The sequence below is a fragment of the Arthrobacter sp. ISL-72 genome (assembly GCF_018613755.1).
Taxonomy (GTDB): domain Bacteria; phylum Actinomycetota; class Actinomycetes; order Actinomycetales; family Micrococcaceae; genus Arthrobacter.
In genome coordinates this window covers 148,194-167,439 of the sequence record NZ_JAGGPP010000013.1, presented here as the reverse complement: position 1 = coordinate 167,439, position 19,246 = coordinate 148,194, and the positions used below count along the sequence as shown (strand labels likewise).

The 19,246-nt window shown below is 66.6% G+C and carries 15 protein-coding genes; 7 read left to right on the top strand and 8 right to left on the bottom strand.

Annotated features, from left to right (window positions below):
• Positions 1-50 precede the first annotated feature (50 nt).
• The gene (locus J7I92_RS12950) at positions 51-1,301 is read left to right on the top strand and encodes a mechanosensitive ion channel family protein (RefSeq protein ID WP_251039870.1); all 1,251 of its coding nucleotides are present in this window, start codon (positions 51-53) and stop codon (positions 1,299-1,301) included.
• Between the two features lie 91 nt (positions 1,302-1,392).
• Positions 1,393-3,261: an alpha-glucosidase gene (locus tag J7I92_RS12945; RefSeq protein WP_251039869.1), complete on the top strand. Its 1,869-nt coding sequence runs from the start codon at positions 1,393-1,395 to the stop codon at positions 3,259-3,261.
• A 311-nt stretch (positions 3,262-3,572) separates the two neighbouring features.
• Here J7I92_RS12945 and J7I92_RS12940 read toward each other — a convergent pair whose 3' ends face one another.
• From J7I92_RS12940 to J7I92_RS12915, 6 genes are all read right to left on the bottom strand, one after another.
• On the bottom strand, positions 3,573-4,367 hold the full coding sequence (locus tag J7I92_RS12940; RefSeq protein WP_214841070.1) for an alpha/beta fold hydrolase: 795 nt from the start codon (positions 4,365-4,367) through the stop codon (positions 3,573-3,575).
• A gap of 91 nt (positions 4,368-4,458) precedes the next feature.
• The gene (locus J7I92_RS12935) at positions 4,459-5,325 is read right to left on the bottom strand and encodes a glycosidase (protein WP_214841068.1); all 867 of its coding nucleotides are present in this window, start codon (positions 5,323-5,325) and stop codon (positions 4,459-4,461) included.
• A 225-nt stretch (positions 5,326-5,550) separates the two neighbouring features.
• Positions 5,551-5,928, bottom strand: a complete 378-nt coding sequence (locus tag J7I92_RS12930) for a hypothetical protein (protein WP_214841066.1) — start codon at positions 5,926-5,928, stop codon at positions 5,551-5,553.
• Between the two features lie 27 nt (positions 5,929-5,955).
• The gene (locus J7I92_RS12925) at positions 5,956-6,780 is read right to left on the bottom strand and encodes an alpha/beta fold hydrolase (protein WP_214841064.1); all 825 of its coding nucleotides are present in this window, start codon (positions 6,778-6,780) and stop codon (positions 5,956-5,958) included.
• A gap of 3 nt (positions 6,781-6,783) precedes the next feature.
• A complete protein-coding gene (locus J7I92_RS12920; RefSeq protein WP_214841063.1) occupies positions 6,784-9,081 on the bottom strand; it encodes an FdhF/YdeP family oxidoreductase in 2,298 nt (765 codons plus the stop codon).
• A gap of 118 nt (positions 9,082-9,199) precedes the next feature.
• Complete coding sequence (locus tag J7I92_RS12915) at positions 9,200-10,288, bottom strand: adenosine deaminase (protein WP_214841062.1); 1,089 nt, start codon at positions 10,286-10,288, stop codon at positions 9,200-9,202.
• Positions 10,289-10,336: 48 nt separating this feature from the next.
• Here J7I92_RS12915 and J7I92_RS12910 point away from each other — a divergent pair, with 48 nt between their 5' ends.
• Together J7I92_RS12910 and J7I92_RS12905 are read left to right on the top strand one after the other, a co-directional pair.
• A complete protein-coding gene (locus J7I92_RS12910; RefSeq protein WP_214841061.1) occupies positions 10,337-12,979 on the top strand; it encodes an excinuclease ABC subunit UvrA in 2,643 nt (880 codons plus the stop codon).
• Between the two features lie 261 nt (positions 12,980-13,240).
• Complete coding sequence (locus J7I92_RS12905) at positions 13,241-13,909, top strand: transglycosylase family protein (protein WP_214841336.1); 669 nt, start codon at positions 13,241-13,243, stop codon at positions 13,907-13,909.
• A 145-nt stretch (positions 13,910-14,054) separates the two neighbouring features.
• Here the strand turns inward: J7I92_RS12905 and J7I92_RS12900 are convergent, their stop codons facing one another.
• Entirely contained in the window at positions 14,055-15,107 is a 1,053-nt protein-coding gene (locus J7I92_RS12900) for a siderophore-interacting protein (RefSeq protein WP_214841060.1), read from the bottom strand.
• 27 nt (positions 15,108-15,134) lie between these two features.
• Complete coding sequence (locus tag J7I92_RS12895; protein ID WP_214841059.1) at positions 15,135-16,139, bottom strand: ABC transporter substrate-binding protein; 1,005 nt, start codon at positions 16,137-16,139, stop codon at positions 15,135-15,137.
• Between the two features lie 101 nt (positions 16,140-16,240).
• On the opposite strand from J7I92_RS12895, the gene J7I92_RS12890 reads away from it, so the two are divergent.
• From J7I92_RS12890 to J7I92_RS12880, 3 genes are read left to right on the top strand one after another with little or no spacing between them, the layout of a single operon-like run.
• The gene (locus J7I92_RS12890; protein ID WP_214841057.1) at positions 16,241-17,335 is read left to right on the top strand and encodes an iron ABC transporter permease; all 1,095 of its coding nucleotides are present in this window, start codon (positions 16,241-16,243) and stop codon (positions 17,333-17,335) included.
• Positions 17,332-18,423, top strand: a complete 1,092-nt coding sequence (locus J7I92_RS12885) for an iron chelate uptake ABC transporter family permease subunit (protein WP_214841055.1) — start codon at positions 17,332-17,334, stop codon at positions 18,421-18,423. Before J7I92_RS12890 ends, J7I92_RS12885 begins: the two co-directional genes overlap by 4 nt.
• Positions 18,420-19,226 (top strand): ABC transporter ATP-binding protein, encoded by an 807-nt coding sequence (locus tag J7I92_RS12880; protein ID WP_214841053.1) that lies wholly within the window; start codon positions 18,420-18,422, stop codon positions 19,224-19,226. Before J7I92_RS12885 ends, J7I92_RS12880 begins: the two co-directional genes overlap by 4 nt.
• Positions 19,227-19,246 lie beyond the last annotated feature (20 nt).

Genomic DNA, 19,246 nt, shown 5'->3' with positions numbered 1-19,246 from the left:
GACGCCGGCGTAATTTCAGCCCTTCCGCGAAGCTTGATAGAGCTTAAACAATGCAAGCTTTCATCACCCCTGCCATGCCCTTCCTGGCGATCGTGCTCGCTGTGGCGGCGGGACTGGTCCTGTCCTGGCTGGTCCGCAAGACCGTCCTCCGGCTCAACCGCCGCCGTCCTGAACTTCACGCCACCTCACGCGTGGCGCGACTTCCCTTGCGCCTGGCGCTCTGCCTGATCGGCGTCCGCGTCGCGCTGGCGCTGACCACCAACGACGACGGCGGGTGGCGGTCCGCCGTCGACCATTTCCTCTTGATTGCCCTCATGGGTTCCCTGGCATGGCTCGCCGTGGCGGTGCTGTTGATCGTGGAGGCCTTGGTCCTCAGCCACTACAGCGTGGACGTGGCCGACAACCGCCGCGCGCGGCGGCTGCAGACCCAGATGATCCTGGCCCGGCGGATCGGCGTGGCACTCATCGTGGTGGTGGCAGCGGGCAGCGTCATGCTGACCTTCCCCGCCATCCAGGCACTCGGCGCCGGGCTGCTCGCCTCCGCCGGCGTGATCTCCATCGTGGCCGGGCTCGCCGCGCAGACCTCGCTGGTCAACGTATTTGCCGGCATGCAGCTTGCCTTCACGGATGCGATCCGGGTGGACGACGTTGTGGTGGTCCAGAAAGAGTGGGGCCGGATCGAGGAGATCACCCTGACCTACGTGGTGGTCCACATCTGGGACGACCGCAGGCTCATCCTGCCCTCCACCTACTTCACCACCACGCCGTTCGAGAACTGGACCCGCCGCCAGTCCGAGGTGATGGGAACCGTGGAGTTCGACCTCGACTGGCGGGCCCCGATCGAGGCCATGCGCGCCGAACTGCGGACCGTGCTGGCCGGGACCGACCTGTGGGATGAACGCGTGGGAATTCTGCAGATCACGGATGCCACCAACGGCTATGTCCGGGTCCGGATCCTGGTGAGCGCCGCGGACAGTGCCGCGCTCTTTGACCTGCGGTGCCTCATCCGCGAAGCCATGGTGACCTTCTTGCAGGAAGGCCATCCTGCCTCCCTCCCGCATGTGCGCTGGGAGCCCGTGCAGCCGGCGCCCGCCCGGGAGCTGCACCGCGGGATGGAATCCCGGCGCCCCGCGGTGGAATCGCGGGAGCCGCGGCATCCGGGACACCTGCATCAAACGGATCCGCAGGATTCCCAGCTCTTCACCGGGTCGGTGGAAGCCGTGGAACGGTCCCGCGCGTTTACCGGTCCCGGCGAGGAAGTCTTCGAAGACCGCGACAAGACGCTCGCGGCGAGGAACTAGCGGGGACGCCTTTCCTGCCCGGCGGATCTGAACAATAATCGAAGCGAGCCCCACCGTCAGAGCAGCAGCAAGCAACTGAGGAGACCAGGCCATGACCACCCACGCGGAACCCGCAACGGAACCACCTGTCAGCGAAGCGGCAGACACCGATGATGAGGTGACCACGGATCCTGGCTGGTTCCGCAAGGCGGTGGTCTACCAGATCTATCCGCGCAGCTTCGCGGACTCGAACGGCGACGGCATCGGTGACCTGCCCGGGATCATCAGCAAGCTGGACTACCTGCAGAAGCTGGGGGTCGACGTCGTCTGGCTCTCCCCCATCTACATGTCCCCGCAGGACGATAACGGCTACGACATCAGCAACTACCGCGATGTGGATCCCCTCTTCGGCACGCTGGCGGACCTGAAGAAACTCACCGACGGGCTGCACTCGCGCGGGATGAAGCTGGTGATGGACCTGGTGGTCAACCACACCTCGGACGAGCACCCCTGGTTCGTGGAGTCGCGGTCGTCGAAAGACAATCCCAAACGCGACTGGTACTGGTGGCGGCCGCCCCGGGAGAATCCGGAAGCCGGCCCCGGAGCCAGCGCTGAACCGAACAACTGGGGCTCCGCGTTTTCCGGCCCGGCGTGGGAATTCGACCAGGTCACCGGCGAGTACTACCTCCACTTGTTCTCCCGGAAGCAGCCGGACCTGAACTGGGAAAACCCGGAAGTCCGGGCCGCCGTCTACGAGATGATGAACTGGTGGCTGGACCGCGGGGTGGACGGCTTCCGGATGGACGTCATCAACTTCATTTCGAAGGACACTTCCTTGCCGGACGGGCTCAAAGCGGAAGGCATGCTGTTCGGCGACGGCAGTCCGCACTTCATGTCCGGGCCGCGGATCCACGAGTTCCTGCACGAGATGCACCTGGAAGTCTTCACCGGCCGGGACAAGCCGCTGCTCACCGTGGGCGAGATGCCCGGCGTCACCGTGGAGGATGCGGTCCTGTTCACGGATCCCGCCCGGCGCGAAGTGGACATGGTGTTCCAGTTCGAGCACGTGGCGCTGGACCAGGAAGACGGCAACAAATGGCGGCCCAGAAAGCTCCGGCTCACTGACCTGAAGCAGTCCCTTGGCCGCTGGCAGGAAGGGCTGGCCGGGCGCGGCTGGAACAGCCTTTACTGGGGCAACCACGACCAGGCCCGGGCCGTGTCCCGCTTCGGCGACGACGGGCAGTACCGCGAGCTCTCCGCCAAGATGCTGGCGGGCATCCTGCACCTGCACCGCGGCACGCCGTACGTGTACCAGGGCGAGGAACTGGGCATGACCAACATGAGCTTCGGCGCTATCAGCGATTACCGCGATATTGAAGTGCTGAACCACCACCGCGAAGCCACCACGCACCTGGGCCACACGGACGCAGAGGTCCTGGCCGCCCTGGCACCCCTGAACCGCGACAACGCGCGCACCCCGGTGCAGTGGGATGCAAGCCGGCACGGCGGCTTCACCACCGGAGCCCCCTGGATCGCCGTCAACCCCAACACCAGCCATGTGAATGCCGCCGAGCAGGTGGACAATCCGGACTCGGTGTTCAGCTTCTACCGCCAGGTCATTGCCCTGCGGCATTCCGAACCGGTGGTGGCCGACGGCGACTTCACTATGCTGCTGCCCGATGACGAGCATGTGTACGCCTTTCGGCGGTCGCTGCTGGGACCGGCGTCGGAATCCGGGGCGGGGGCAACGCCCGGCGTCCAACTGCTGGTGCTGGGCAACTTCTCCGGGGAAGACCGGACGGTGGAGCTCGACGGCGGCGGCTGGGGCGACGCCGAAGCAGGCGCAGCGGAACTGGAACTGGGCCACTACCCTGCGGAACTGGTCCTGGGCAATTACCCGCACGACGGCGCCGGGACCCACGATGCCGTGACCCTGCGTCCCTGGGAACTGAAGGTATTCCGCCGTCAACACAACAACTAGGCCGTCACACCAAGTAAGCCCAACATCAGCGAAGGAACCACCCCCGAAGCAAGGAGTGCATCATGACAATTCCACCGCTGCCTGAACCGGATCCGTTCCCGCCCGAACCGGGCCCCACCGGCCCGCCGGACCCGGACAATCCGTTTCCGCCCCACAGGCCTGACCCCACGGAACCGCGCCCGCCGGGCCCGCGGCCCGAACCGGGACCTGCGCCCGGGCCGCTGCCGATTCCCGACCCGGGACCGGTCCCGCCGACACCGCCGCCGCCCAATCCGGACCCCACGCGGTTCCAGCGGTAGGAAAGTTCAGTCTTAGTCGCCGATGCTGTGCAGGAAACGCCGGACTTCGGTGTTGAACGCCTCGGGCGTTTCCGCCGCAACCATATGCCCGACGTCGGGAATCATCACGAGCTGGGCGCCGGGAATCTGGCGGCGCATCTCCCGGGCCACCGCGAGCGGGGACCGGACGTCTTCTTCCCCGTAAAGCAGCAGCGTGGGCACGGTGATGGTGGGCAGCACGTCGCGGTAATCGGCGTGCCCGCTCGCGCTCAGCATGGCCCGCATGCCGTCGGGGTGGAAGTCGGCCATGATGGCGCTGGCCTCTTCGACGACGGCGGGATCAGCCCGCTCGGTGAAGAGGGTGGGCATCCAGACGGGGATGAATTGCTCGGGCGGCTGGTCGAGTTCGGCGAGAACCTGCGCGTACCGCCGTTCCACTTCTTCGGGCGGCAGCGAGCCGGCCCAGCCGGCGTAGGCCGAGACCAGCAGCAGCGACGCCGCCATGTTCGGGTGGTTCCGGTACAGCTCCAGCGCAACCCCTGAACCCCAGGACAGCCCGAGGACGTGCGGTTTCCGCGGAGCTACTGCACGGAGGAACCCGGCCAGGGCATCGCCGAGGTCCCGGCCGGAGAAGTCCGGAGGGGGATCGTCTGACCGGCCGCATCCCGGGGCGTCCCAGGCAATAACAGTGAAGTCCCGGGACAGCGCCTCGAGTTGCCGGCGCCAGATGCGGCTGTCCTCATACGCACCGTGAAGCAGGACCAGCGGAGGCCCCTCGCCGGCACGCTGATAGCCGATGCGCAGTCCTGAGATCTCAACGGTGTCCATGCCACACCGGTCCTTTGTGGAGCTGACCCTGATTGCTCTGATTCTAAGCCGATCAGGGTCAGCTGCCTACAGGACTAACCGAGGGGGCGGCTTAGACCAGGGTGATGTCCCGGGTCCGGTGATCGTAGTTGAAGGTGATCCGGCCACCGGGGTGGTGCAGTTCGTGGTTGGCGCCATCAAACGCACCGAAGGCTCCGTAGTTCTCGTCCCAGGAGCGGTTCAGGGCGATCTTGAAGGTGTAGCGCCCGGCGGGAAGGTCTGCGGAGAGCTTCCACAGCTGGTCCACGGCATCCAGCTTCATCTGCGCTTCGTCGTACTGCGGCGCCCAGTTCGCCGGTGCACCCAGCAGCACGTTGAAGTCGCCGGCGATGGCAACTGCCTCCGGCTGGTCGATGGACTCGACGCTCGGGGTCTGGGCGTCCTCGTCGGCGGCAGGCTTCGCGGCCGCTTTGCGGGTGCGCACAGCCTTCGTCACCGGCGCAACCGCGTCTTCAACCAGCTCGGCAGCCTTTTCAACTACCTTGGCGGCCCTGGACGGCGCCTTCTTCTTCGGTGCAGCCTTGGGAGCTTTTGCCGCGGCGTTGGCGGGGAGAGCCGTGGGTACCGGTACGTCAGCGGGAACGGGCGTGCCTTCGGCAAGTGCCGCTGCGAACGAGTCAACGTCCGGGAAGGCCACCGTGGCACGGAGGCCGTCCTCGGTGATGGTCCAGCCGCCGCGTCCCTTGACGAGCCAGCCCGCCTTCACAAGCTTGCTGGTGGCCGTGGTCAGGGCCTTGTGTCCCCGCGGGATCCCTCCGCTGAGCAGCTCACTTTCCTTCTCGTTCAGCGGCACGCGGACCGTGGCCTGGGCCAGGACGGCGCCGGCACCGAGGGTCTCGCCTGACAGAACGCTCTCCGCGAGGATGTCGAGCACTGATTTGAGTCGAACAGTGGTGGAATCTGCAATAGCCGTGGGCATGTTTGTCCTTTCGAGCAGGTGATCACTCAGCATTTTGCCAGTGAACTGTGAATACAGGCGACTATGCGCGTAAACAACGTGTGTCGTGACCGACTGTGACGCGGAAGGCGGCCTAAATGATCCTAGTGCCAGCCGGATGGCGCAAACATCGGGACTTTAGGCCCCTTGACAGGGCCAGAAGCCTGCGCAAACCGGGGACGCGTAGCGACGTCCGAATTCGGCCGCTCAGACCCGGGCGAATCCCGCATGTAGGTCGCGGACGATCACTATCCCACCCAGAAGTTGAGCCTTCGCCTCAAGCCGTTCCAGCAGCTGCTGATTCACCGCTCCGAAGATTTCGATGGTCAGAAGCTGGACGAGGGGCGCAATCGGACGGAACAGCGGGCCCGCGACCTTCAGATGGAACTCCAGCGAAGGTATGTCCTTGTGGATGTGAAGGACGCTCATGCGGCTGCCGTCGCGCGAGAAGTAAACGTCGTACGCGACGATCCGCGGCTCATTTGCCTCGACAAAGCGGGCAAGTTCCGTCATGGCAGCCTTCAGTTCGCCCAGCCTCCCGGGCCTAACGTCAGACGTGTCAAGATACACAACGAAATCACTCATGGTGCCCTCCCAAGGGCAGGGCTGGCGTTAGGAGGCGGCGTCGTCCTGTACGGCGTATTTGATGACGGTTTCGGCATATTCGTGCGGGTGCGTCAGGTGAGGGACGTGTCCCGCGCCGGCCCAGGTGACGCGTTGCGCGTTTGGCAGGGCGAGTTGGAGGCGATCCAGTATGGAAGCAAACATCGGCGGGCTCTGGTCGCCCTGGGTCAGGAGTACCGGGCCGGTGTAGCCCTGCAACTTCCCGAGATCGAGCGAAAGGCCGTCCGGGTCGCCGAGCTCGTCGAGGAAAGTGGGCGCGTTGCGTACGAACGTCTCCCGCTGGTCCGGTGGAAGGCGTTCCCAGCTTCCGGGACCCAGCGCGATCGAATCAACGAAAAGCTCAGCACCCTGCGCGTTATTCCCCGCCTTCAGGGCTTCCGCCACATCGCCCACGTGCGTTGTGAAGCCCTGGAGAACCTCCGAATAGGCCAGATCTTCAGCCAGCAGCCAGAGCCCCGGCGGTTCATGCCCAACAATCGCCGCAATCACTTCCGGGTGGGCCGCGGCCAGGCGCAGCGCAATCAGCGCGCCAAATGAATTGCCCATGACCACGGCCGGATCGAGGCGAAGCAGACGGATCAGCGCGAGGAGATCCTCAACGTCCTCGTGAACCGAGCCCTGGTGGTTTGTCAGCGAACTCTTGCTATGGCCCCTCCGGTCGTAGCTGACTACCCTGAAGTGTTTGGCCAGCAGCGGGACCATTTGATCCCATTCATGGTGATCCACCCAGGATCCGTGCACCAGCACCAGGCCCGGGCCGCGGCCTGCCTCCTCATAGAACATGTCAACGTCTCCAACAGTGATGACGGCCATGACTCACCCCGAACTCGGCTCCAGCCGGACGATCACTGCCTTGGACACGGGCGTATGGCTGCCTTCCGCCACCGTCTCAAGCGGCACCAGCACATTGGCCTCCGGATAGTACGCCGCCGCACACCCCCGGGCCGTGGGGTAGGAAACGACCCTGAGCTTTCTCATGACCCGCTCCGCACCGTCCCCGTACACCCCGTGGAGGTCCACAGACTGCCCGTCCGCCAGGCCCAGCTCGGCGATGTCCTCGGCACTGACGAAGACAACGTCGCGGCCCTTCTTCACGCCGCGGTACCGGTCGTTGTGCCCGTAGATGGTGGTGTTGAACTGGTCGTGCGAGCGTATGGTCTGCAGGATCAGGGTCCCGGCCGGCCGCTCCACCAACTCCAGGTCGTTGACGGTCAGCATCGCCTTCCCCGTCGGCGTGCGGAAGGTCCGGGAATCCCTCGGCCCGTTGGGCAGGACGAAGCCGCCCCATTCCCGGATCCGCCGGTTGTATTCCTCGCAGCCCACCACCACATGGGAGATGTGGTCCCGGATGAGGTCGTAGTTCCGTTCAAACCCTGTCCAGTCGGCGTCGATCCTGCTGCCGATGGTTGCCCGCGCCAGCCTGGTCACAATCGCCACCTCGGACAGCAGCCCGGGCGCCACCGGATTCACCTTTCCCTCGGACGCGTGCACAGCTGACACGGTGTCTTCCACGGACACGAACTGCGGCCCTGATTCCTGCAGGTCGATTTCGGTGCGCCCCAGCGTGGGCAGGATCAGCGCCTCCTGGCCGGTGACCGTGTGGGAGCGGTTGAGCTTGGTGGAGATCTGCACGGTCATCTCGGTGTTCTCCACGGCCGCTTCAGCGGCGTGGGTGTCCGAGATGGCGGCCACGAAGTTGCCTCCCATGGCAACGAAAACCTTGATCCCGCCGTCGCGCATTTTGCGGATGGCCTCAACCGCATCCACGCCGGATTCCCGGGGCGGCTCGAAACTGAATTCCTTGGCGAGGGCATCCATAAAGGGCCGCGGCATCTGCTCCCAGATGCCCATGGTGCGGTCTCCCTGCACGTTGCTGTGGCCGCGGATCGGCGACGCTCCGGCACCGGGCTTGCCGATGTTCCCGCGCAGCAGCAGGAGGTTGATGATCTCCTTGATGGTGGGCACGGCCTTCTTGTGCTGCGTGATGCCCATCGCCCAGGTGATGATCACTTTGCCGGCACGCAGGTACCGCTCGGCAAGTCCATCGATTTCCGCACTGCCCAGGCCCGTGGCCTTCAGCACGGTGTCGTCCTGCAGCTCCGCCAGGTGCGCCTTGAGTTCGTCCAGGCCTTCGCAGTGCTCCCGCAGGAAGTCGTGGTCCAGCACTTCGCCCGGCCGCTTCGATTCCGCGTCGAGCACCCGCTTGGACAGCGCCTGCATGAGGGCCATGTCCCCGCCCAGGCGGATCTGCAGGTACTGGTCCGCGAGCGCCGTTCCGTGCCCCGCGATGCCCTTGACCGTCTGCGGGTTCTTGTACCGCATCAGCCCGGCCTCCGGCAGCGGGTTGATGGCCACGATCTCGCAGCCGGCCTCTTTGGCTTCCTCTAGGGCGGTGAGCATGCGGGGATGGTTGCTGCCCGGGTTCTGCCCCATGATGATAATCAGGTCCGCCTTGGCGAAGTCGTCATAGGTGACCGTGGCTTTGCCCACCCCGATGGTCTGGCCCATGGCCCAGCCGGAGGACTCATGGCACATGTTCGAGCAGTCCGGCAGGTTGTTGGTTCCGTACGCCCGCACGAACAGCTGGTACAGGAACGCGGCCTCATTCGAGGTCCGGCCGCTGGTGTAGAACACGGCCTCATCCGGGCTGTCCAGGCCCTGGAGTTTGCTGCCGATCATCGAAAACGCCTCGTCCCAGCTGACCGGACGGTAGTGGTCCTCCCCCGCCGGCTTGTACATCGGTTCCGTCAGCCGGCCCTGCATCCCGAGCCAGTATTCTGACCGTCCGCGCAGTTCACTGACCGGGTTGTCAGCCCAGAATTCGCGGGACACCAGCACCGGCGTCGCCTCCCACGTGACGGCTTTCGCGCCCTGTTCGCAGAACTCGAAGGTCTTGCGGTGGCCGGGGTCGGGCCAGGCGCAGCTCATGCAGTCGAAGCCGTCCTTCTGGTTCAGCCCGAGCAAGGTCTTTCCCGTCCGTCCCACACCCATGTGTTTCAGCGCGGGCTGCATGGAGTGGTAGATGCCGGGGATGCCCGCGGCCCAGTCCTTGGGCTTGCCCACTTCGATGTTGTTTTCGTCAGCTTCTTCAACGTGCGGGTTCTTGCGCGCCATGCTGCACCCTCCTTGACTCAGTGCTGCTTTGAACTGATGTCCCCGATGGATAGAACCTTTTATCAGGATTAGCAGTTATGGCATGCCCCGGCAAGCATTGGGCCAGGGCCCCAGGGAATTACGAGTAGCCGAGCTCCTCGAGCAGCTCGGCTTTCCGCTCCTCGTCCGCGAACGAGGACCGGATGGAGTTGGAGGCCAGCCGCACCCGGTCGAATTCGGAGAGCTCCAGCACGGCCACCAGCTGGCCGAAGTTGTCGTCCACATACCCGCCGAAGTAGGCGGGGTCGTCAGAATTTACGCTCACGTTCAGGCCCGCGGCGAGCATGGCCGGCAAGGGATGGTCGGCGAGGGTGTCAACAGCCCGGAGCCGAACGTTGGACAGCGGACACACGGTCAGCGGCACCCGGTCGTCCACAAGCCGTTCCACCAGCTCGGGGTCCTCCATGCACCGGATGCCGTGGTCAATCCGCTCCACGTCCAGCAGTTCCAGGGCATCGATGATGTACGACGGCGGTCCCTCCTCGCCGGCGTGCGCGATCCGGTGCAGCCCGGCCTCCTTCGCCCGGGCAAACAGCCGCTCGAACTTGGCCGGCGGGTTTCCCACCTCGGCCGAATCCAGCCCGATGCCGACGATCGGCGCGTTCATGGCAAGAAGCTTCTCCAGCACTTCGAGGGCCGATTCCTCGGTCAGGTCGCGCAGGAAGGCGGCGATAAGCAGGCTGGATATGCCGTACTCCGCCTCGGATGTGGCCAGCACGGACGCCACCCCGTTCACGCAGGTTTCCAAGGAGACCCCGCGGGCCAGGTGGGCCTGCGGGTCCATCATGATCTCCGCATGCCGGACTCCCGCAACAGCCGCACGCTCCAGGTAGGCGCGCGTCATGTCCGCGAAGTCCTGTTCCGTCTGCAGCACGGCCATGTTCGCGTAGTACAGGTCGAGGAAGGACTGCAGGTCCGTGAACTCATACCGCGCACGCAGCTCGTCCAGGTCCGCGTAGGGCAGCCGGATGCCGTTGCGCTCGGCCAGCGCAAAGATCAGCTCCGGCTCCAGGGTGCCCTCGATGTGCAGGTGCAGCTCGGCCACCGGCAGCAGCTGTGCAGCCTCCTCCGCGAGGACTTCCTCGGCGTCGGGGACAACGGCATCAACAGGGCCATCGTGCAGTGCTGGCTCGCTGCCGGGTTCAGGCGCGCGCTCGAAAGTTTCCATCAGGCAAGGATATGCCCGCGGCCCGTCAGCACCGATAGAGTCGAATCGATGCACCTCGAACAGCAGGCCCCCGATTTGTCCTTCCTTACTCCGGACCACCCCACCAACGGATTTGTCCGGGTACGCGGAGCCCGCGAAAACAACCTCCGCAACGTGGATGTGGACGTGCCCCGGGATGCCATCGTCGCGTTCACCGGCGTTTCGGGTTCCGGCAAGTCGTCCCTCGCCTTCGGAACCATCTACGCCGAAGCCCAGCGCCGCTACTTCGAGTCCGTGGCTCCGTACGCACGTCGTCTGATCCAGCAGGGGCACAACCCCAAAGTGGAGCTGATCACCGGGCTGCCTCCCGCCGTCGCGCTTCAACAGCGCAGGGGCACGCCTAGCAGCCGTTCCACCGTTGGAACGGTGACCACGCTGTCCAACTCGCTGCGCATGCTGTTCTCCCGCGCCGGGACATACCCGCAAGGGACGGCGCAGCTGGACTCGGACGCGTTCTCGCCTAACACTGCCGCCGGCGCCTGCCCGGTCTGCCACGGCCTGGGCATTGCGCACACCGTCAGCGAATCCTCGCTGGTACCGGACGCGTCGCTGAGCATCGCGGACGGCGCCGTCGCGGCCTGGCCGGGCGCCTGGCAGGGCAAGAACCTCCGCGACATCCTCAGTCATCTGGGCTACGACGTCCACACGCCGTGGCGGAAGCTCCCGAAGAAACACCGCGACTGGATCCTCTTCACCGAGGAGCAGCCTGTGGTGGAGGTGACGCCGAAGCGGGACCGCGTGGCCAAGCCGTACAAGGGCCGCTTCTGGAGCGCCAGGAGCTACGTGCTCCACACCCTGGCCGACTCCAAGAGCGACACCATGCGCCAGCGCGTCCTCCGGTTCATGGAAACAGGGCCGTGCGAGCGCTGCGGCGGGAGCGGCCTCACCCCCGCCGCCCTGGCCGTGACGTTCGCGGGCCGCAGCATCGCGGAGCTCAACGCGCTGCCCATGGCCGAACTGGCGGCGATCCTCCGGCCCACCAGCAAGCTCAAGGACGCCGGGACGGCCAGCCGCACCGCGGCCTCCGGTGAGACCAATGAAGTCGCCGTCGCCATCGCCCGTGACCTCCTGCTGCGGATCACCGTCCTGCTGGAACTCGGCCTGGGCTACCTCGCCCTGGGCCGCGCCACGCCCACGCTCTCCCCCGGTGAAATGCAGCGCCTGCGGATTGCAACCCAGCTCCGCTCCGGGCTGTTCGGGGTGGTCTACGTGCTGGACGAACCGTCCGCCGGGCTTCACCCCGCCGACGCGGAGCCCCTCCAGGCGGTACTCGAAGCGCTTAAATCATCCGGGAATTCGGTATTCGTGGTTGAGCACAACATGGACGTGGTCCGCCGTGCCGACTGGCTGGTGGACGTTGGACCCCGCGCCGGGGAAGGCGGCGGCGAGATCCTGTACAGCGGCCCGGTTGCTGGGCTAGCCGATGTGGACGCCTCCGTCACGCGGCCTTTCCTGTTCCCGGACGAGCCGCGTGCTGCGGGCGCCGGAGGCGGAAGGATCGACGGCGGCGGTGCGGGCGGCGGCGGTGCGGGCGGCGGCGGTGCGGGCGATGCCGCGTCAGAGCGGAAAGCTGCAGTCAGGGAAGCGGATGGCTGGCTCGGCTTGAAGGGCATCAGCCGGCACAACCTTCGGAATCTCGACGCCGAATTCCCGCTGGGCATCCTGACAGCGGTCACCGGGGTGTCGGGCTCGGGCAAATCGACCCTGGTGAGCCAGGTCCTGGCCGAGGTGGTGAACACCCAGCTGAACCCGGAGCGGGAAACTGACGCGGCAGCGGCACAGGAACCGCTGGAGGAGTCCGACGCCGCCTCCGACTGGCCTCTGGATGTGGCAGAGGCAGTGGCGGAAACCAGCGGAGTGGACCGGATCGACCGCCTGGTGCGGGTGGACCAGAAACCCATCGGCCGCACGCCGCGGTCCAACCTGGCCACATATACCGGGCTGTTCGACGCTGTGCGCAAGGAGTTCGCCGCCACCGAGCAGGCCCGCGCCCGGGGTTTCGGCGCCGGCCGGTTCTCCTTCAATGTTGCCGGCGGCCGCTGCGAGACCTGCCTGGGCGAAGGCTTTGTGGCGGTGGAGCTCCTGTTCCTTCCGGGCAGCTACGGCCCCTGCCCCGAATGCGAGGGCACGCGGTACAACCCCGAGACCCTTGAGGTCGCCTACAAAGGCAAGAACGTGGCGGAGGTGCTGGCCATGACCGTGGACGCGGCCGCCGGCTTCCTTGCGGAGGTTCCGGCCGCTGCCCGCAGCCTGCAGACCTTGCGCGACGTCGGCCTGGGCTACCTCCGGCTGGGCCAGCCCGCCACGGAGTTGTCGGGCGGCGAGGCACAGCGGATCAAACTCGCCACTGAACTCCAGCGCGCCCGCCGCGGGCACACGCTCTACCTGCTGGACGAGCCCACCACGGGTCTGCACCCTGCTGACGTGCGGCTGCTCATGGTCCAGCTGCACGGGTTGGTCGATGCCGGCAACACAGTGATTGTGGTGGAACACGAGATGGATGTAGTGGCAGCTGCGGACTGGGTGATCGATCTCGGGCCGGCCGGTGGCGACGCCGGTGGTGAGATCGTTGCCGCCGGAACGCCCTCCGCCGTCGCCCGTTCCAAGGGGAGCCGGACGGCACCGTACCTGGCGACGGCGCTGGCCCGGTAGTTACAGGCCGCGGGCAAGTACGCCACGCCCGGTAACTATCTCGATTTGATAACGCGGCGGCACTGTTTTAGCGTGGACTGCAATCCCGCCGAACGGGACAACGAATGCCCGGTGCTGCCACCACCAGTTACTGCCCGGCCGGCAGACACCGCACATGACCTCTAGTTCGTCAGGGGCGGGCAGTGGCGCGACAACGTCCGGGGACGGACCGAGCGCAGGTGGCCCTCAGGAGCATCCACTTTCATGAACACCTCCATTCGCATGAACAAATCCAAATTGGGAACTGCTGCGCGCCGGGGAGTCACGCTGGCCGCAGTGTCCGCGGCAGGCCTCGCCCTGTCCGCCACCGCCGCCAACGCGGCGGTACCCACCGCAACCAGCGCCAGCACGTGGGACGCCCTCGCCCAGTGCGAAAGCGGCGGCAACTGGAGCACGAACACCGGAAACGGCTTCAGCGGCGGACTGCAGTTCACCTCCAGCACCTGGGCTGCTTTCGGCGGCACGGGATCACCTGCAGACGCCACCCGCGAACAGCAGATCGCCGTCGCCGAGAAAGTCCAGGCCAGCCAGGGCTGGGGTGCCTGGCCCGCGTGCGCGGCCAAGCTCGGCCTGAGCGGCGGCGGCGGTGCGCCCGCACCAAGCGTTCCTGTCGCCCCGGCGGCGCCCGCGGAAGTTTCGGTGCAGGCAGCCCCGGCGCCCGCGCAGGCTCCGGTACAGGCGGCAGCACCTGTCCAGGCCGAACCCCGGCATGCAGCTGAGGTCCCGCTGAGCGGCGAAACCTACACGGTTGAGCACGGCGACACCCTGAGCACCATCGCCGAAAAGCTGAACATCGCCGGCGGCTGGCAGACCCTCGCCGACGCCAACACGGACACCATCGTCGATCCCGACCTGGTCTTCGAAGGACAGGTCCTGCAGCTACCGGCCTAGTGCCACAGCGCTCCAGGTTCAGGGCCGCCGGGTAACCGCAGGGCCGCCCGGTAACTTCAGGGCCGTGAATTAACTACGACGCCGGAGCGTCCCCTTGGGGGGGAGCTCCGGCGTTTGTTTTCTGCTTCTGTTGTGTATCCGGTTGTTAATCTGGTGGTGCAGTTGCCGTCCTGCTCAGTTGCCGGCCCTTCGCCTCCAGTCCGATGGGCGTGCCGTTGGCCCCCGAACCGGCCTTGCCCAGGCTCCAGTAGGCCCGGAACTCGGAGCGTTTGGGGTCAAGCCCGGCCTCGTCCACCAGGTACCGTCGCAGGGCCTTTACCGTGGCCGCCTCGGCCGCCACCCAGGCGTAAGTGTCACCGCCGTAAGCGTCCCCGCCGTTGGTGTCCCGGCCGTTGGTGTTCCGGACGGGCGCTGTCGTAGAGCCGGCAGGCACCATAGTTGACCTGACGGCCGCCTCCAGCAGGGCACCTCGCGGGCTGTCTGTCGTTGCGCGGGCCAGCCAGGTGATGAGAACTGAGGATGGAGTGCTGATGGACTGGAAGTCTTCAGGGTCGGGGACCTCCAGGAACGCATGCCCGCTGATGTTGGCAGGCAGGGTTTCGAGGATGGAGCTGATCGCGGGAACTGCCGTTTCGTCCCCCACCAAAAGCACATGAGCCGTTCCGCGGGGCTCCCACCTGATTCCGGTTTCGCCGGGCGCCGTGGCGCCGGTGATGGCGGTTACGTCGGGCCCGATGATCACGGCGTCCATTCCGATGGCGGCACCGGCGGCCCATTCGGATCCCGGCCCGCTGTGTCCGTCGGCAGTGCTGTGTCCATCCGTAACGCTCGTGCCCTCCCCGGCGCTGTGGAGGACAAAATCGATGTCGATTTCGGGGCCTTGCGCGGCAGTCCGGATGGCACGGACAGTGTAGCTGCGGATGAATCCACGGCCTGGCTCGTCAGTCCTGAGCCAGTCCTGGTACCAGCCATGGTGCAACTGGCCGGCCGGTCCGCCGAACCGTCTGAGTGGCTGCCCGGCCGCCGGGATGAGCAGCTTGATACGAAGGTCCTTGGTTGGGCCGGGAACGCCAAACCGCTCCAGGGCGGCGCCGGAGAAAGTGATGCGGCGAAAGTGGCTGCTCACATCTTCGACGCGCCGCGTCACGACATCGAAGGCCCGGAGGGGGTAGGCCGGGGCATCAAGGGGTGTGCTCATGGTTCGGCTTTCGTGGATCTGTTTCAGCTACGGCAGCTGCGGGTCTACGCCGTAGTGCTTTGCCAGATCGGTGATCACTGCGTGCGCACCCTGGATGCTGACGGAGGCCAGGAACGTGGCGTCGTCGACGTCGATCACGTCGCCTTCCAGCCGCTCCCACAGCGGGTTGGACTGGAACTTGGCCTGCTGCTCGCGGGCCTTGTCGCCCTCGGCACCGGCCGGTGTGAACGCGCTGACCATGACCAGCCCGGCGTCGCCCTGCAGAATCTGTTCGGAGGAGAGCGGTACGAAGATTTCCTTCTCGCTGTCCGGTGCGTCCTTGGGCCGCGGGATGCTCATGTCCGTCATGATTTCGCCGATGAACGACTTGGACGAGTAGAGCCGGGCAGTGTCGCCGCCGGTGAACCGGATGAGGGAGTACGTGGCGTCCGGCTTCTTGGCCAGGATCTCGGCGCCGACCTTCTGCGCGCGGTCCTCGTACGCCTTGACGAGCTCTTCGGCCTTGTCCTTCTTGCCCAGGGCTTCGCCAAGGAAGACGACGTTTTCCTTCCAGGTGGGTCCGGTGCTGACGGAGAAGATGGTGGGCGCAATCTTGGACAGCTGCGGGTACAGGGCCTCGTGCCGGACCTTGGCCGAGACAATCAGGTCGGGCTCAAGCTCCAGGATTTTTTCCAAGTTGGGCTCGGCGAGGGTGCCCACGTTGACGGAATCCTTGGTCGCCTTCGCGACGTCCCCGAGGTAGGGAGCGAACGGCGCCTTCGGATCCTGGCGGTACTGGACGTACCCCACCAGGTCCGCCCCCAGCAGGAGGGCTGCGTCGATGTAGCTGGGGTCCAGCGCGACGACGCGCTTCGGGACGGTGCCGATGGTGGTGGAACCCATGGTGTGTTCCATGGTCAGGGGGAACCCGGCCGATTCTGCCGGTGCGGAGGATGCTTCAGTGCTGGCGGCCGGGGCGCCGCATGCCGTTGTGGCCAGGAGGGCCAGTCCGGCGGCGGCAGCGCTGAGCTGCTTGAGGATGCGTGTTTTCACGGAGTCGCTTTCGAAACGATGTGACGGGGAGTTGGCTTCTTAGGCAAGGCTTACCTGCGTCTGGCGTAGACTGTAGCAGGATTTTTCCAAATACATCACAGATGAATGTCGTAATAGAAGGGAGCCGCGTGGTGACACTCGACCCGGCCGTGGCCCCGCCCCGGGTGCAGGGAAGAACGCCAGTTCCCCTGCCGCGCCCGCGCAGGAGGGCCGCAGCCGCCCGCTGGCTCTGGGTATCTGCAGCCGCCCTTCTGGGCGCCGCATTCCTGAGCATCTGCATCGGCGGGCAGCCCTCGTCCCTGCAGGACGTCTGGCATGCAGTGGCCGCTCCGGACGGAAGCGTCATGGATGTGACCATCCGGGAACTGCGGTGGCCGCGGACCGTGCTGGCGGTCTGCGCGGGCGTCTGCCTCGGCCTGGCCGGAACGCTGGTCCAAGGGCACACCCGGAACCCTGTGGCCGATCCGGGTCTCCTGGGCATCAACCAGGGCGCCGCGCTGGCCATCGTCGCCGCCACGGCGCTCGCCGGCGAGCTGCCTCCCCTGCCGCAGGCCCTGCTGGCCTTCGCCGGGGCGCTGGCGGCCAGCGTCCTGGTCTTCATGATCGGATCTGCTGCCCAGCACGGGGCCACTCCGGTCACGCTGGTGCTCGCGGGCGCTGCCGTAACGGCCTTGTGTGCCGGGCTCGTGTCCGGAATTGTCCTGCTGAACGATCAGGCCCTGGACACCCTGCGGTTCTGGCAGGTCGGATCCCTTGCCGCCCGCAGCGGCGTTCTCGCCGTGATCTGGCCCTTCGTTGTTGCCGCTGCCGTGCTGGCCCTGCTGAATATCAAGCCCCTCAATGGCCTGGCACTGGGTGCGGACACCGCCGTCTCGCTGGGGATTTCAGTGTTCAAGGCCCGGGCCGCGGGGATTGCCGCGGTGACGCTGCTGGCAGGTTCCGCCGTGACCATGGCCGGTCCCATCGCTTTTGCCGGTCTGTTGGTCCCCCACATCACCCGCGCCATGACCGGGCCGGACTACCGGTGGCTGGTTCCAGTGTCGGCAATCACGGGCGCCACGGTGCTCCTGCTGGCCGACACGGCGGGACGCGTCATTGCCCGCCCCGGCGAACTGTCGGTGGGAGTGGTTCTGGCCGTCATCGGGGCGCCGTTCTTCGTTTACCTTGCCCGTAGGCGGAAGCTGGCCGCAGTATGACCCTCCTGCAAAAAGACAGAACGCCCTCCGCTACGTCGATCCGCGTGCTGCGCGCCGGGCCCGTCTCAGTCCGGCTCAACCTCCGCATTGTTCTCGTGGGGTGTGTGCTCGGCGTGGTGCTGCTCGCCGCCATGGCCCTGCACGTTGCCTTCGGCGGAACGCCCATGGCGTACCCCGACGTACTGCGGGCCCTCCTCGGCGACGATTCAAACTCCCGGATACACCTCGCCGTCACAGAATTCCGGGCGCCCCGGATGGTGGCCGCCGTCGTAGTCGGTGCCGCCCTGGCGACGGCCGGGGCCATCACCCAAACGGTCGCCCGGAATCCGCTGGCCAGCCCGGACCTGCTCGGCGTCACCGCCGGTGCTTCCCTTGGCGCGGTCACGGTGCTGGTCGTGGCCGACGGCGGACATGCCGGGTTGAGCGGCTTCGCGGCCACCGTAGGAACGCCGGCCGCTGCCTTCGGAGCGGGCATAGTGAGCGGCGTGGCCGTCTACCTGCTCGCGTACCGCCGCGGCCTGGACAGCTACCGGCTGGTCCTGGCTGGCCTAGGCATCTCCGGGCTGGCCGCCAGCCTGACCACCTGGATCCTGACCCTGGGCGACGTGACTAGCGCCGCCCAGGCATTGACCTGGATGATGGGCTCACTCAACGGCAAGGACTGGGCCACCGTGCAGCCGATGGCCCTCAGCGCAGGGGTGCTGATTGTCGCGGCACTCTTCAGCAGCCGCTGGCTCCTGTTGACGAGCCTTGGCGAGGACACGGCGATTGGCCTCGGCGCACGGATCGGCATCATCCGGCTCACGGTGCTCACGATCGCCGTGCTGCTGGCCTCCGTTGCCACGGTCACGGCCGGCCCCGTGGCTTTCGTTGCCCTAGCCAGCCCGCAGATCGCCCGCTCGCTGACCGCCAGCGTCATCCCGCCCGTGGGCGTATCAGCGCTGGTGGGCGCAGTCTTCGTCCTGCTGTCCGACACGGTCGCAGCCAACGCCCTCAGCGCACCGCTGCCCGTCGGCGTCGCCACCGCCGTCGTGGGCGCGCCGTTCCTGATCCACCTGATCCTGAAGTACCAGCGGAGGCTGAGTTGACGACCACCACACGGCTTGACCAGGGGCTGCGCGCCGAGAACCTCAGCCTTGGGTACGACGGCGCGGACATCATCCAGGACCTGTCCCTGACCATTCCAAATGCCCAGGTGACCTCCATCATCGGGCCCAACGGCTGCGGAAAGTCCACGCTGCTCCGCGGCCTTGGCCGGCTGCTCGCTCCCCGTTCCGGCGAAGTGATCCTCGACGGCATGCCGCTGGCCGGGCAGTCCACCCGCCACATCGCCACGCGCATCAGCGTGCTGCCGCAAAGTCCCGTGGCCCCGTCAGGGCTGACCGTGGCCGACCTCGTGTCCCGCGGGCGGCACCCGAGGCAAAAGTGGTACCAGCAGTTTTCCCCTGCCGACGAGTCGGTGGTGGAAGACGCCCTGCGCGCGACGGACATCCTGGACCTTGCCGACACTCCCATCGAGGACCTGTCCGGAGGCCAGCGGCAACGGGCCTGGATCTCCATGACACTCGCCCAGGAGACCGGCATCCTGCTGCTGGACGAACCCACCACCTACCTTGACCTTGCCCACCAGGTGGACGTCCTCGAACTCGTCCGCCGCCTCAACCGCGAGCACGGCCGCACCGTGGTGATGGTGCTGCACGATATTTCGCTTGCTGCCCGCTACTCGGACCACATCGTCGCCATGAAGGACGGGCGGATCCAGGCCCAGGGCAACCCTGCCGACGTGGTTACTTCCGAGCGCCTCCTCAACGTCTTCGGGCTCGATGCTGAGGTGGTGAGCGAGCCGACGGACGGCCGCCCGCATGTGATTCCGCTCGGGCACCGCAGCTAGCACGGCCGGTTCAGGCACGG